The following is a 14,513-nucleotide window of genomic DNA, read 5'->3' as shown; positions in this document are numbered from 1 at the left end:
GGTTCGTCCCTCAGCGCGCAGCGGCAGGGGCGGCAGTGCCGGTGGCGCCGGCGCCGGCGACGGCAGTGGCAGCCGGGGCAGCCGTGGTAGCAGGTGCGGCAGCCTTCACCTTGACCACGGCGCCGGGACGCAGTTTCTGGATGCCGCTGGTGACGATCCGCTCGTTATCCTGCAAGCCTTTTTCGACCAGCCAGTGGCCATCGACCAGCGCGCCGGTCTCGATGGTGCGTACCACCAGCTTGTTGTCGGCGCCGACCAGCATCACGGTCGCTTCGCCCTGGGCGTTGCGGGTGACCGCCGGCGCCGGCACGCGCATCACGTCCGGCCGCACGCCCTGGCTGACCGATGCGCGCACGTACATGCCGGGCAACAGCAGGTGGTCGGGATTGGGGAACTTGGCGCGCAACGTCACCGAGCCGGTGGCCGGATCGACGCTCACACCCGAGAATTCCAGCGAGCCAGTGCTCTTATAAGTGGTGCCGTCTTCGAGCTTGAGGGTGACGGTGGCGTGGTTGGCGCCATCGAGCTTGAGCGCGCCGGCGGCGATATCGCGGCGCAGCGCCAATCCTTCCACGCTCGACTGCTGCAAATCGACGTACATCGGGTCGATCTGCACGATGGTGGTGAGCAGGGTGGCCGAGCCGCCCTGCACGTAGGCGCCTTGCGTCACTTGCGAGACGCTGCTGCGGCCACTGATGGGCGCCGTCACGCTGGTGTAGCCGAGGTTGATCTTGGCGGTGGTGAGCGTGGCTTTGGCCGCTGCCACGTCGGCGGCGGCCTGCAACTGCGTCGCTTCGGCATTGTCGAACGCCTGCTTGCTGACGGCATTGCCGCCGACCAGCACCTTGTAGCGGTCCAGTTGCGCGCTGCTCGAGGCCAGGTTGGCCTGGGCGCGCTGCAAGGTCGCTTCGGCGCTGGCGACGGCAGCGCGGTACGGCGCGGGGTCGATCATGTACAGCGGTTGTCCCTGTTTGACGTCGGCGCCTTCCACGAAGCGGCGCTCCTGGACGATGCCATCGACGCGCGCGCGCACCTCGGCCAGCAGGAACGGCGCGGTGCGGCCGGGCAGTTCCACCTTGAGCGGTACGCTGTCGTGCCTGACCGCCATGACCGTCACTTCGGGAACGGGCGGCGGCGCGGGTTTTTTGTCTTCACCGCAGGCGGCGAGGGTGAGCGTGACGGTGGTAACGGCGGCAGCGAGCACGCAGCGGCGCGCAAGGGTGGTCAGGGGCATTGGTCGGTCCAGTTGGAATTGGGTCGTGGCGGTCGAAGTATTTCTGGTCGCACCGTACTATGCCGGGTGGCGGCTTAAATGGGCGTGTGCGATTCATTAAATATCGTTAATGTACCTGCGACAGTCGCAAAAACACATCACCCAATGGCGACAGATGACACTTAAAACGAGTGGGGGGGGAGACTGGAGCGGGAGAAGAGTCTCGAACTCTCGACCTCAACCTTGGCAAGGTTGCGCTCTACCAACTGAGCTACTCCCGCATGGGGCGCTATTGTAACAACGTTTTTTAAAAGTTGCCAGAGCAAATTTTACCAGCGATACGTCACCGCCCCGATCACCTTGCGCGGCTCGCCGAAGAAGCAGCGGTACGGGCAGGCGGCGATGTAGTTCTTGTCGGCCAGGTTGCTGATGTTGACCGACAGGCGCCAGGGGCCTGCGCTGTAGCTGGCCATGGCGTCGAACACCGTGTAGTCGGGCGCCGGCACGTCGTGCCACTGGCTGGCGGTTTCACCCACGTAGCGCAGGCCGGCGCCAGCTTTCAGGCCCGGCGCGCCCAAGTCGTTCAGGGTGTGATCGAACCATAGCGAGAACTGGTTGTACGGGATGCCGGCGGTGCGTTTGCCCACCAGCTCCGGGTAAAGCGGGCTGGCTGCCGTGGTGCGGGCGTCGGTGTAGGTGTAGGCGCCCAGTACCTGGGTGTTGCGTCCCAGCTTGCCGCGTGCTTCGAGCTCCACGCCGCGCGAGCGCACTTCACCCTGTTGCGACTGGAAGCCACGGTTGCGCGGGTCGTCGCTCAGCACATTGCTCTGGGTGAGCTGGTACACGGCGGCCGCCAGCATCAGCTGCCTGCCGGTCGGCTGGTAGCGCACTCCCGCTTCGATCTGTTCCCCGCGCGTGGGCTTGAAGCGGTTGTTGCCGAAGTCCGCGCCGTTGGTCGGCGTGAACGACTGGCTGAAGCTGGCGAATGGCGCCAGGCCGTTCGGCGCCAGGTACACCACGCCCGCGCGGCCGCTGAAGGCCTTGGTCGCTTCGTTGCGCGCACTGCACAGCGCCGGGTTGTGATAGCTGCACAGCGATTGCCGCACCCAGTCCTGGCGCCCGCCCAGCAGCAGCACCCAGCGCTCGGCCAGTTTCATCTGGTCTTGCAGGTACAGGCCCCGCCGGCGGCTGTCGCCGCGCCAGCCACCGCCCGGCGTGGCCGGACCGATGGCGCTGCCATAGACCGGCGCATACAGGTCCAGCTGGCTCACCTCGCGGTCGTAGCGGCCGGTGTTCACTTTTTCGCGCACATAGTCGAAGCCGGCCAGCGTGGTGTGGCTGACCGCGCCGCTGCGCCACTGATATTGCAGCGACGTGTCGGAGGTGAGCTGGGAGTTGTCTTCCAGCCGGTCCTGGCCGGAGCGGTCGAGCGTGGTGCGACCGTCCGCTGCCAGTTCGAGGCCCACGTTGATGGCCGACCACTGCTGGTCCGACCGGTAGCGGCGCAGGCCGTGGCGCAGCGTCAGCTGGTCCGACAGCGCCTGCTCGAACAGGTAGCCTGCCGAGTAGCGGTTGACGTGGTAACGGTCGTAGCCAGGCTCGCCGACGAAGCGCTCGCGCGCAATGCGGCCGTTCGGGTTGGGGGAGGCCGTGCCGGACAGCGGCAGGCCATCGCTGCCGTACATGCTGCGGTCGCGCTGGTATTCGGTCAGCAGCGTGAGGCTGGTGCGGGCATTGGGCCGCCAGGTCAGCGCCGGGGCGATGAACAGGCGGTTGTCGGTGACGTAGTCGATAGAGGTGTCGCTGTCGCGTTTCAGTCCCGTGAGCCGGTACGACCATTGGCCGTCGTCGGTGAGCGCACCGGTGAAGTCGCCCGAGACCTGCTTGCGGTCGAACGAACCGAGTTCCACGTTCAGTTCGCGCATGGTGTCCACGCTGGGCCGCTTGCTCACGGTATTGAGCACGCCGCCCGGTTCGGCCGAACCGTACAGGATCGACGATGCACCCTTGAGCACTTCGATGCGTTCGAGGCCATATGGCTCCTGCTGGCCGTCGAAGCGGTTGGCCTGGTAGCGCATGCCGTCGCGCAGGGTGGTGGGGATGGAAAAACCGCGCAGCAGTATTTCGTCGCCGGTGCGTTCGGTGTAGGGCGGACGCAGCGCGCCGATCGAATAGGCGACAGCGTCGGTGATGCTTTGCGCGCGCAGGATTTCGATCTGCTCCGCGCCGATCACGGTAACCGACTGCGGCGTTTCCAGCAGTGCGGTGTCGGTCTTGGTGCCGGTGGCGCTGCGGCTGGCCACGTAGCCTATCACCGGCCCGGCGGCTTCCTCTTGTTGGGCGGTGGCGGAAATTTGCGGCAGCGTGGCAATGGGCTGGTCGGCGGCGACGGTTTGTGCGCCAGCCAAGGTGGTAAGAGCGGAGAGGGCGCCCAGCAGGGCGAGTACGCCCGCGCGCAAGCCGCTGCGCGGCAGGTGACGATAATTGTGCATGATGTTGTCAGGTCAGGTTCGGTAGGGCAGCGTGTGCTGCGAGCATTTCACCGAAGTCATGCGGGGCTGGGAGGGGCGCCGTGCTGGGCGAGACTGGGTTCGGACGAATATAATAGCAGCTTCCATATCAAATGTTCAACAGTCATGCAGGCATATCGATTTGGTTATGTATAACTGTGCAAAAGTCATTGGTCCGGCATCGCGGCGTCCCTTAGCATAGCGGTAGCTTGCATTACTGCGCCTCACTCACATCAAGAAAGAGACACCATGTCCGCTATCAAACTCGCCATCGTCGGCGTCGGCAAGATCGTGCACGACCAGCACCTGCCTGCGATCGCCGCCAATCCAGATTACCAGTTGATCGCCTCGGCCAGCCGCAACCACACCGTGGACGGCATCCCTGGCTTCAAATCGATCGAAGAGATGCTGGCGCAGATGCCGGAAATCGAAGCTGTCTCGCTGTGCATGCCGCCGCAATACCGCTACAGCGCCGCCCACGCCGCGCTCACCGCCGGCAAGCACGTGTTCCTTGAGAAGCCGCCCGGCGCCACCTTGTCGGAAGTGGCCGACCTCGAAGCGCTGGCCGCGTCCAAAGGCTTGACCCTGTTTACCAGCTGGCATTCGCGCTACGCGCCGGGCGTGCAGCCTGCCAAGGCCTTCCTGGCCGCCAACGCGCCGGCGAGCATGCACGTGATCTGGAAAGAGGACGTGCGCCACTGGCACCCGAATCAGGACTGGATCTGGCAAGCCGGTGGTCTCGGCGTGTTCGATCCTGGCATCAATGCGCTGTCGATCGTCACCGAGATCCTGCCCGAGCGCATTTTCCTGTCCGGCGCCAGCCTGGAGTTCCCCGACAACCGCGAAGCGCCGATCGCCGCCGACCTGCACTTCCAGAGCGCGGGCGCACTGCGCGTGCACGCCGAATTCGACTGGCGCCAGACCGGCAAGCAAAGCTGGGACGTGCTGGTGGAAACGGCCAAGGGGCAAGTCAAGCTGTCCGACGGCGGCTCGCGCCTGTGGATCGACGGCGTCGAACAGCCGCTGGAAAAAGAAGCCGAATACCCGTCGCTGTACCGCGTGTTCGCAGACCTGGTCAAGGCCGGCAAGTCGGATGTCGATGTAGCGCCACTGCGCCACGTGGCCGATGCGTTCATGCTCGGTAAGCGCAAAGTAGTAGATGCCTTCCACGATTAAGTAGTACTTTCGCCATCAATAAAAAACGGCCCGCGCTCATCACGCGGGCCGTTTTTACATCAAGGCAGCTTGCCCGCCCCCGCACTGGCCGGCACCGCGGTCAGCACGGCCGCTGCCGTTTGCAGCGCGTACGCATACGGCGGCGTCCACACGTTGTTGCCGGTCGGGGGCGCGTAGCCGCACTGGCCGTCGATGGCGCTGGTACCAGACTTGTCGCTGGTGAAGATGTGGCCCGACGAGCGGAAGCCGATGAAGTCCTTGCCCTTGATTGCCTTGCCGCACACTTCCGTCACTTTCAGGCCCGTGAAGTTGTAGTAGTGATTTTCCAGCAGCATGTTGGAGCGGTAGCGGGCATCGGTGCCGCCCTCGAACTTGACGTCGGCGACCTTGGTGCTGGTGCTGCCGGCAATCAGGTTGTTGAACATGTGGACCTGGCCGTACCGGTTGAGCGGCAGGCGCGTGTTGGCGCCGTCGTACCAGTTGCCCGAGAAGGTCACGTGCATGCGGCCTTCGTCGCTCCAGGCGCGGCCGGCGTCGCCATTGCCCACCAGCGTGGTCTTGGCGTGCTTGTTGAAGACGTTGCTGGCGATGGTCACGTAGTCGCTGCCGCGCACCACGTCGAGCGCGCCGTCGTGGCGGGTCTTGTTGGTGGAGCCGGCCAGCGAATCGGGCGTGTCGCCGTCACTGATCGACAGGTGCGAGATGTAGACGTTCTGCGCGCGCGAGAGCGTGATGCCATCCGCGTACGCATTGGCCGAGTCTTCGGGATTGACATCCCACGGCGTATCGAAGGCGATATTGCGCACGATGACGTTGCGGGTCCAGGTCGGGTAGTCGTCGCCATCCTTGCCATCGGCGATCCACTTCTTGAAGTCGGACTGCTCGTCGCCGGTGGCGCTCAAGGCCAGTTCGCCGCCGATCAGGATCGAGGTGCCGGTCATCCGCGCCGGACGGCCCTGGGCGTCGTTGATGCCGACCAGCGTGGTGTTCGACGGCAGGCTGATCGAGCCGCCGAATTTCTGGTCGCGGTAGCTCGTGTATTCGCGGAACACGGTGTTGTTCTGGCTCCAGCGCAGGTCGATGTGGCCGATCACGCGGATGATTTTCGGCTCGTTGCCGGCCTGGTTGATGGCGGCGATCAGCTGCTGGCCGTTGTACACGGTGTACACGCGGTCGGCGCGCGCATTGCCGCCACCGGTCACCAGCACCGCGCCCTTGCGCGACCAGGCATGCCAGCCGTTCGGGGGCGCCGGCTGGCGCTCGAAGGTGAGCACGCCGCCGGTCGGATCGGCCTGCGCGAAGCGCCACACCGGCAGCGCCGGCGCGGCCATGTAGTTGGCGGGCGAATGCAGGCCGTCGATGGTCACCGGCGCAGAGTAGTTGCGCACCCCGTACTGGGCGGTTTGCAGCGGCGTGCTGGCGCCGGTGAGGGTGGCGGCGTCGATGACGGCGTTGGCGTTGGCGGCAGCAAGCCACCCTGCGGCAGCAAGGATCGTCAAAGCGAATTTCATGGTTGTCTCCACTATTTTTTATAAATGATATGGACCGTTTCCGGGACCGCGATGCTGACGGGGGAACACGGGTACTGAAGCAGGCACCTTGCGTACCTGCGGCCTTTACGACGAGGGCTTGGGGGAAGCCGAGGTCGGTCAGGTGGCGACGACCGATGAATAGTAGTCCTCGGAAATAAAATACGCAACCGACAATGTTGGATCGGCGTCATGCGATTTATGTATACTTTTTCACGGAAAAATGATTGGTCCGCCGACGTGCTCGTCAGTAGCATATCGCTAGTTTTTAACAGACCACCATCACGAGAGACAATATGAAAAACATCCTTGGCGCCGCCATCGCCACCCTGGCCAGCGCACTGCTGGCCGGCATGCAGCCCGCCAGCGCCGCCACGCCGGGCGCCTTTGCCAAAGGCGCCGACATCAGCTGGATCACCGAGATGGAAGACGCGCGCCGCATCATGCGCAACCGCGACGGCAAGCGCCAGAACCTGCTCACCACGTTGCAGGAGCAGGGCATGGATGCGGTGCGCCTGCGCGTGTGGGTCAATCCGGTGGACGGCTACAACAACCTGCGCGATACGCTGGTGAAAGCCAGGCGCGTCAAGGCTGCCGGCATGCGCCTGATGATCGACTTTCATTACAGCGACGACTGGGCCGATCCGGCCAAGCAGTTCAAGCCGGTCGCCTGGAAGGACTACAGCGTCGATCAACTGGCCACCGCCGTGGCCGACCACACCCGCAGCACGCTCACCGCGCTGCGCGAGGCCGGCATCACGCCAGAGTGGGTGCAGGTCGGTAACGAGACCACCAACGGCATGCTGTGGCCCGAAGGGGAGGCCAGCAAGAACATGAAGAACTATGCGCGCTTTGTCACCGCCGGCTACGACGCCGTCAAGCAGGTGTTCCCGCAGGCGCTGGTGATCGTCCACGTCGATAACTGCCACGATGGCGCGCAGTTCCGCTGGAACTTCGACGGCCTGGTCGAGAACGGCGGCAAGTTCGACATCATCGGCGCTTCGTCGTATCCGACCACGGCCAAGAACATCAGCTGGCAAGCGGCCACCGCCGCCTGCCTGAACACCATGAACGACGTCACCGCCCGCTACCACAAGCCGGTGATGCTGGCCGAAGTGGGCGCGCCGTGGGACCACCCGGACGGCAAGGCCATCATCGCCGACCTGCTGGCCAAGGTGCGTGCAGTCAACAACGGCATGGGCGTGGGCGCGTTCTACTGGGAACCGCAAGCCTACGACTGGAAGGGCTACCCGATGGGCGCGTTCGACCACCAGGGCAAGCCGACGCCGATGCTTGACGCGTTCATGGAAAAATAAAGCACACCATGCCGGTGGCGTGCGTTACCCCGACAGTCGTGCGGTCGTGGTGCGCCGCGCCAGGTCCATGGTGCGGTAGCTGGCCTGCTCGGTGGCCGCGCCGGTGGTGATGAATTCCACCAGTCCCACGCCGGCCAGCGCCATGCGGTACAGCTTGCCGGTATTGGGCGGAATCAGCAGCACCACCTGTTTGACCACGTAACCGGTGCAGCCAGCGTCAGCGCCATCGGGGCTGCGCGCGACGATGATGCGTGCGCCGCAGCCGGGCGGGGTAGGCGTGCCCGGCGGGCGCAGGTCTGTCAGCGGCAAGGGCTGGCCGCGCCAGGCAATGGTGGGCAGCAGCTGCTCGTGGGCGTCCACGTGGACCGCTGCCAGCGCCAGGATTTCCTCGATCGCGTCGATCGCCGTGGCGTGGTGCTGGTCGGTCTGGAACACGATGTAGGCGTGGCTGTTGAGGCGCTGCGCGGTGGCCGCACCACCTGCGGGTGCGGCGGCGCGGCTGATGCTCGCTTCCGGTACCCGCACCAGCAGCGCTGCCGTGTCGATCACCTCGATGGCGGCGCCATCTTCGCCGATCACGGTGGTGGCGACCGCCGCGCCTGCAGGGGTGACTGGCGCCGCCAGCATGCGCAACTCGAGCGCCGCGCGCACCATCAGGCCCAGCGCCAGATCGCCGTGCTCGACGATGGCCAGCAGGGCAGGCGGCGGCGCGGCGGGCAGGCCCAGCAACCTGGCAGTATCGATCACGGCCACGTTGCGCTCGCCCCAGCTGCAATAGCTGCTGCTGCCGCCGGCGGGACCGATGGGCCGCAGCGCCGGCATCCTGACCACCTGCGCCAGTTCTGTCGCACGGATCGCAACACGGGTGTCGCCGACCGCCAGCAGTGCGTAGAGGGTGGCGGTGTTCGCCGTGACACCCGCGCCTTGCGCCAGCAGCGCGGCGGCGCCATCGGCACCGCTGTCGCCACCGCCCTGACGTCCGGCATCGTCTGCACCGCCAGCAGTGCTGTCACTGTCGTCACCGCCATGCCACGCCCCCGCCAGCGCAATCATCCGTGCCACATCGAGCACGCTGACCACGCGCCCCAGTTCGTCCGATTTGACCACGCTGTCGAAGACTTCGTCGGGATCCTGGTCGTGCAGCACCCGGGTGGGTGCCGGCACGTCGGTCATGCCCACCACGGCGTCCACCCGCAGGCCGATGCTGCGCCGGCCATCGCCGAGCACCAGGATGCGCGCGGTCTTGTCACGCGCTGGCGCACTATTGAGAACCTCGCCAACATCGACCCAGCGCGCCAGGTCCACCACCGGCACCAGCGCCCCCGCGTGTTCGGCCACACCGCACAGCGCGCCCTGGCGGCGCGGCAGCGGGTGCAGGGCGCCGGCCAGCGGCAGCGCCTGCAGCACTGCCGCCACCGGCACCCCCACCGTCACCGTTCCGACCGTGGCGATCGCCAGCCGGACCGTGGCAATCGCCGTTTCGCGTACGGCTGCCATGTCAGTGCTTGGGCGTGATGGTTTCAAGCTCGGTCAGCAGCGCCGAGGCATCGTGCGTGGCGCTGGCCTGCGCCGAGGTCGATGCATGGATCTGGCCGATCGACTCGCTGGTGCGGGCCACCGACCGCACGATGCGCTCGAACGCCGCCTCCACCTCGCCCGACAGGCGCGTGCCTTCGTCCACGCGGTTGACGGTTTCGTTGATCAGCTTGGCGATTTCGCGGGTGGCCACGGCCGACTTTTCGGCCAGCTTGCGCACCTCGTTGGCCACCACCGAAAAACCGTAACCATGTTCGCCGGCGCGCGCCGCCTCGATGGCGGCGTTGAAGGCCAGCAGGTGGGTCTGGCTGGCGATGTCGCTGATGGTGTCGATGATCTCGTGCACATCGCCCGACGACTTCTGGATCGCCACGATGGCCTCCTTCGAGCGCGTCAGCAGCTCGCTGCCGTCGGCCGCTTCCACCTGGGTCTGGCCGGCCATGCCGGCGGTCTGCTGCGAGCCGTCGGCAATCTCGCCGATCGACTGGGTGAGCTTGGACAGCACGCTGGAGATGGCCTGCACCTTTTCGCTGACCAGCATTTCGCGCTGCACCTGGTCGGTCACGTCCATGGCGAACTTGACCACCTTGTAGGCCTTGCCGTTGATGTCGAGGATGGGGTTGTAGGTGGCGAGGATCCAGATGTCGGCGTTGTGCTTGCCGCGCCGCTTGAACAGCCCGGACTGGAATTCTCCCTGGCCCAGCGCCGCCCAGAAATTGCGGTACTCGGCGCTCTTGACCAGGTCCTCGTCGCAGAACAGGCTGTGGTGCGCGCCCACCACTTCGTCCTCGGTGTAACCCATGGTGCGCAGGAAGTTGTGGTTGACCGACAGCACGTGGCCGCGCATGTCGAATTCGATCACGGCCTGCGAGCGGCCCAGCGCTTCGAGCTTGCCGCGCGACTCGCCACTGAGTTTCTTCTGCTCGGTGATGTCGGTGGCAAATTTGACCACCTTCATCGGCTTGCCCTCGGCGTCGAAAATCGGGTTGTACGAGGCCAGTATCCACACGTCCTTGCCGCTCTTGGTCACGCGCCGGTATTCGCCGGCGTTGAACTCGCCGCGTCCCAGGCGCTCCCAGAACGCCAGGTACTCGGGCGAGTGCACGAAGGCGGTGTCGCAGAACATGCGATGGTGCTGGCCACGCACTTCGTCGAGGCCGTAGCCCATGATGTTGAGGAAGTTATCGTTGGCGGTGAGGACCTTGCCCTGCAAGTCGAATTCGATCACGGCCTGCACCCGGTTCACAGCCAGGTTCTTGCCTTCGAAGTCGGCGTTGCGGGTTTTTGCGTCGGTAATGTCGGTGGCAAACTTGACGACCTTGAAAGGCTTGCCGTTGGCGTCGAAAATCGGGTTGTAGGTGGCCTGTATCCATACCGTGCGGCCGGTCTTGGACATGCGCTTGAATTCGCCGGCGTGCAGTTCGCCCGAAGCCAGGTGCTGCCAGAAGGCGCGGTATTCGGCCGAGCGGCTGAAGGCCGGCTCGCAGAACATGGCGTGCTGCTGGCCAACCACTTCATCGAGCGTGTAGCCGAGCGCGTTCAAAAAATTGTTGTTGGCGTGGAGGATCTTGCCGGTCAGGTCGAATTCGATCACGGCCTGGGCGCGGTTGACGGCGTCGCGCTTGCCCTGGAATTCGGCAGCCGCGAACTTCTGCGCGGTGATGTCGGTGGCAAACTTGATCACCTTGACCGGCTTGCCGTCCGGTCCCAGCACCGGGTTGTACGAGGCGGCAATCCAGATATCCTTGCCGCCCTTGGCGCGGCGCTTGAATTCGCCGGAGTGAAATTCGCCGTCGCCGAGGTGCTGCCAGAATTCCTGGTATTCGGCCGAGGCGGCGTAGTCGGCTTCGCAAAAGATGCGGTGGTGCTTGCCTACGATTTCCTCGAGCGTGTAGCCGACCGCGGCCAGGAAGTTGGCGTTGGCGTGCAGGATGGTGCCGTCGAGCTGGAATTCGATCACCGCCTGCACGCGGTTGATCGCGTCCAGCACCGACATGGCGGTAGCCAGCCGGGTTTCCTGGTCCAGGCAGGTCAGCTCTTCAGTCGAATTCTTCATCGCAAGTCTCTCATAGGTAAAACGGGCGCAACCAGTGTAGCGCCGCGCCTTCACCTGTGAGAACAAAGCTGACAGGGCAACAACAGAAATCTGCTGCGCCCGTTGTGTTATTGCATCAGAGCATTAACTACCCAACTCGAAGTCATTAGCCCATCGCCGTATCGAGCACCATCATGATGATGAAGCCGACCACCAGCGAAAATGACGCCGTGCCGTAATTGCCGCGACGCTGGGCCTCTGGCACCACGTCGTGGCAGATCACGTACAACATGGCGCCTGCCGCACCCGCCAGGCCCCATGGCAGCAGGGCGGCCGAGGCCTCGATCAGCAACGCGCCGATGACCGCGCCGATCGGCTCCACCACGCCGGACAGGGTGCCCAGCGCGGCCGAAAACAAGCGCCCGTAACCGGCCACGCGCAGCGCCATCGCCACCACCATGCCTTCGGGAATGTCCTGGATGGCGATGCCGGTGGTGAGGGCGTTGGCCTTGCTCAGGTCCACCCCGGCGTAGCCGACGCCGATGGCCATGCCTTCGGGAATATTGTGGATGGCGACTGCGCCGACGAACAGCCAGGCCCGCACCAGGGTATTGGCTTGGTCGGACTTGCTGTTGTCGAGCACATTGTCGGAGCGGACCAGGCGTTCGAGCAGCATCACCACCAGCATGCCGAGCAGGATGCCGCCACCCACCATCAGGCTGGCGGCCATCGGCGTGTTGCCGGCGCCCTTGCTGGCGGCAATCGCCGGCAGCACCAGCGAGAACGAGGTGGCGGCCAGCATGATGCCGCCGCCGAGGCCCAGCGCGGCATCATAGGTGCGGGGCGAAAAACTTTGCGACAGCAAGACCGGCAAGGTGCCGACCGCCGTGGCGGCAGCGGCCCACAGGCCGCCGATCAGCGCGTGGTACACCGGCGGCGGCATGGCAGCCAACAGGTCCGGGCTGCGCATGGCCACCAGCGCGCACAGGCCGGCGATCAGGGCGGCGGTCAGCAAGCGGCCCGGCGTGAAGGAAATGGATCTGGGCATGAAAGATTAAAGTTGTTCGTTGGTACACACAGTGTACATGCTCCATGGTGTGCACGGCGCATCGCTTTCATCGACCAACTGTCTGACAATCGTGCGCTACCGCACGGATGTTAAAATTGCAAAAACCATTTCCACAGAGCGCGATGACCGTTGAAACCTCCCTCGTAGTCCAGGCCTTGCCGTTCGCCATCCTCGTGCTCGATGCGTCGCCCGAGTTTTTCATCCTGCATGGCTCCGACGAATACCTGGCCGCCACCATGACGTCCCGCGCCGACGTCATCGGCCGGCCGCTGTTCGACGCCTTTCCGGCCTCATCCGGCGAAGCGGACGGTCCTGACCGCCTGCGCGTCTCGCTGAACGAAGTGCTGCGCACCGGGCGCATGCACACCATGGACTTGCAACGCTACGACGTGCCCAACCGCAAGGGCGATGGCTTCATCGTCAAATACTGGCTGCCCACCAATTTGCCGGTGCTGGGTGCGGACGGCCAGGTCAAGGCCATCGTCCACCGCGTGTACGACATGACGTCGCTGGTGCAGGGTTCGAATGGCGAGAACGCCTTGCCGGCCGGCGATCCGTCGGAGTACGTCAAGCGTTCGTTCGACGACCTCAAGCGCGTGATCGAGGTCGTCAAGGAAGGCGAACGGCGCCGCAGCGCGGCCGAGGCCCGCGCCACCGAGGCCGGCGAGCGGCTCGACCTGGCGGTGCAGGCCGGGGAGCTCGGTACCTTCTACTGCCCGATGCCAATGGGTAAAATCTACTGGAATGACAAGTGCAAGGAACATTTTTTCGTGCCGCTCGATACCGAGGTCACGTTCGACCTGTTCTACCAGCTGATCCATCCTGACGACCGCGCCCACACCCGGGCCGCCGTGGAGGCGAGCGTGCGCGACAAGCAAATGTACGACGTCGAGTACCGCGCCCTGGCGCCCGATGGGCGTGAACGCTGGCTGCGCGCCAAGGGCCGCACTTATTTCGACGCCAGCGGCGCGCCCACCCGTTTCGACGGCATCACGCTCGACATCAGCCGGCAAAAGCAGGTGGAGGCCGAGCTCTCGCGCAGCAACCGCCAGAAGGACGATTTTCTCGCCATGCTGGCGCACGAGCTGCGCAACCCGCTGGCGCCGATCAGCGCTGCTGCCGACCTGCTGGCGCTGGCGCCGCTCGAACCGGCCCGCATCGCCCGCATGAGCGAGGTGCTGTCGCGCCAGGCGCGCCACATGTCGGGAATGCTCGACGACCTGCTCGATGTTTCGCGCGTCACGCGCGGCATGGTGGAGCTCGAGCGCACGGTGGTCGACAGCAAGCAAGTGGTGGCGGCCGCGCTGGAGCAGGTGGCGCCGCTGATTGCGCAGCGCGGCCACCGCGTGCGCACGCAGATTACCCACGAGGGCGCGCTGGTGCACGGCGACGAGAAGCGCCTGGTGCAGGTGCTGGCCAACCTGCTGGGCAACGCCGCGCGCTACACGCCGGTCAACGGCAGCATCGACGTGGCGCTGCGGGTGGACGGCGACGACGTAGTGGTGTCGGTGGCGGACAACGGGGTGGGACTGGACCAGGAGCTGGTGCCGCGCATCTTCGATTTGTTCGTGCAAGGCGCGCGCACGCCCGACCGCGCCCAGGGCGGCCTGGGACTGGGGCTGGCGCTGGTGCGCAGCATGGTCGAGCTGCATGGTGGCCGGGTGGCCGCCACCAGTCCGGGCGAGGGCATGGGCGCCACGTTTATGGTGTGGCTGCCGCGCCACATGGCCGCGCCGCTGGCAGCAGCTCCTGCCGGCGGCCACCGCTACGACGCCACGCAGCCGTTGAAGATCGTGGTGGTGGACGACAATGTCGATGCCGCCTGGACCCTGGCCACCTGCCTGCGCGCCATCGGCCACGACGTTATCGAGATCAACAACCCCAAGGCCGCGTTGGCGCTGGCGCCCGAACACACGCCCGACGTGTTCCTGCTCGATATCGGCATGCCCGAGATGGACGGGCGCGAACTGGCGCGCCGCCTGCGTGCGCAGGCGCATACGGCCGGCGCGCGCCTGATTGCCGTCACCGGCTACGCCAACCCGGAGGAAGCCGACTCGCCGTTTGACCGCTACCTGGTCAAGCCGGTCGATTTCTCGGCGCTGGCGCGCCTGCTCGATTAGCGCCCAGGT

Annotated in this window: 9 protein-coding genes and 1 tRNA gene; 3 read left to right on the top strand and 7 right to left on the bottom strand. The window is 65.5% G+C overall.

Annotation, left to right across the window (positions count from 1 at the left end; translation table 11 throughout):
* Positions 1-10 precede the first annotated feature (10 nt).
* The 3 genes from DUPY_RS08885 to DUPY_RS08875 all read right to left on the bottom strand — a co-directional run bounded on the left by DUPY_RS08885 (position 11) and on the right by DUPY_RS08875 (position 3,705).
* The gene (locus tag DUPY_RS08885; RefSeq protein WP_070247462.1) at positions 11-1,234 is read right to left on the bottom strand and encodes an efflux RND transporter periplasmic adaptor subunit; all 1,224 of its coding nucleotides are present in this window, start codon (positions 1,232-1,234) and stop codon (positions 11-13) included.
* A 184-nt stretch (positions 1,235-1,418) separates the two neighbouring features.
* A tRNA-Gly gene (locus DUPY_RS08880) sits at positions 1,419-1,494 on the bottom strand.
* Positions 1,495-1,542: 48 nt separating this feature from the next.
* A complete protein-coding gene (locus DUPY_RS08875; protein WP_070247461.1) occupies positions 1,543-3,705 on the bottom strand; it encodes a TonB-dependent siderophore receptor in 2,163 nt (720 codons plus the stop codon).
* Between the two features lie 267 nt (positions 3,706-3,972).
* On the opposite strand from DUPY_RS08875, the gene DUPY_RS08870 reads away from it, so the two are divergent.
* Entirely contained in the window at positions 3,973-4,899 is a 927-nt protein-coding gene (locus tag DUPY_RS08870; protein WP_070247460.1) for a Gfo/Idh/MocA family protein, read from the top strand.
* A 59-nt stretch (positions 4,900-4,958) separates the two neighbouring features.
* Here DUPY_RS08870 and DUPY_RS08865 read toward each other — a convergent pair whose 3' ends face one another.
* The gene (locus tag DUPY_RS08865; protein WP_070247459.1) at positions 4,959-6,410 is read right to left on the bottom strand and encodes a pectate lyase family protein; all 1,452 of its coding nucleotides are present in this window, start codon (positions 6,408-6,410) and stop codon (positions 4,959-4,961) included.
* Between the two features lie 314 nt (positions 6,411-6,724).
* On the opposite strand from DUPY_RS08865, the gene DUPY_RS08860 reads away from it, so the two are divergent.
* Positions 6,725-7,744, top strand: coding sequence for a glycoside hydrolase family 53 protein (locus tag DUPY_RS08860; RefSeq protein WP_070247458.1), 1,020 nt, complete (start codon positions 6,725-6,727; stop codon positions 7,742-7,744).
* Between the two features lie 24 nt (positions 7,745-7,768).
* Here the strand turns inward: DUPY_RS08860 and DUPY_RS08855 are convergent, their stop codons facing one another.
* The 3 genes from DUPY_RS08855 to DUPY_RS08845 form a co-directional block, all read right to left on the bottom strand.
* Positions 7,769-9,241, bottom strand: coding sequence for a chemotaxis protein CheW (locus tag DUPY_RS08855; protein ID WP_070247457.1), 1,473 nt, complete (start codon positions 9,239-9,241; stop codon positions 7,769-7,771).
* A gap of 1 nt (position 9,242) precedes the next feature.
* Entirely contained in the window at positions 9,243-11,336 is a 2,094-nt protein-coding gene (locus tag DUPY_RS08850) for a methyl-accepting chemotaxis protein (protein WP_071651606.1), read from the bottom strand.
* Between the two features lie 145 nt (positions 11,337-11,481).
* On the bottom strand, positions 11,482-12,363 hold the full coding sequence (locus tag DUPY_RS08845; protein ID WP_070247456.1) for a ZIP family metal transporter: 882 nt from the start codon (positions 12,361-12,363) through the stop codon (positions 11,482-11,484).
* A 143-nt stretch (positions 12,364-12,506) separates the two neighbouring features.
* On the opposite strand from DUPY_RS08845, the gene DUPY_RS08840 reads away from it, so the two are divergent.
* Positions 12,507-14,504 (top strand): ATP-binding protein, encoded by a 1,998-nt coding sequence (locus tag DUPY_RS08840; RefSeq protein ID WP_167359053.1) that lies wholly within the window; start codon positions 12,507-12,509, stop codon positions 14,502-14,504.
* Positions 14,505-14,513 lie beyond the last annotated feature (9 nt).

This window comes from Duganella phyllosphaerae (genome assembly GCF_001758785.1).
Classification (GTDB): domain Bacteria; phylum Pseudomonadota; class Gammaproteobacteria; order Burkholderiales; family Burkholderiaceae_D; genus Rugamonas; species Rugamonas phyllosphaerae.
Note: the sequence above shows the minus strand (reverse complement) of the source record. Positions and strands in the feature narration are given on the sequence as shown.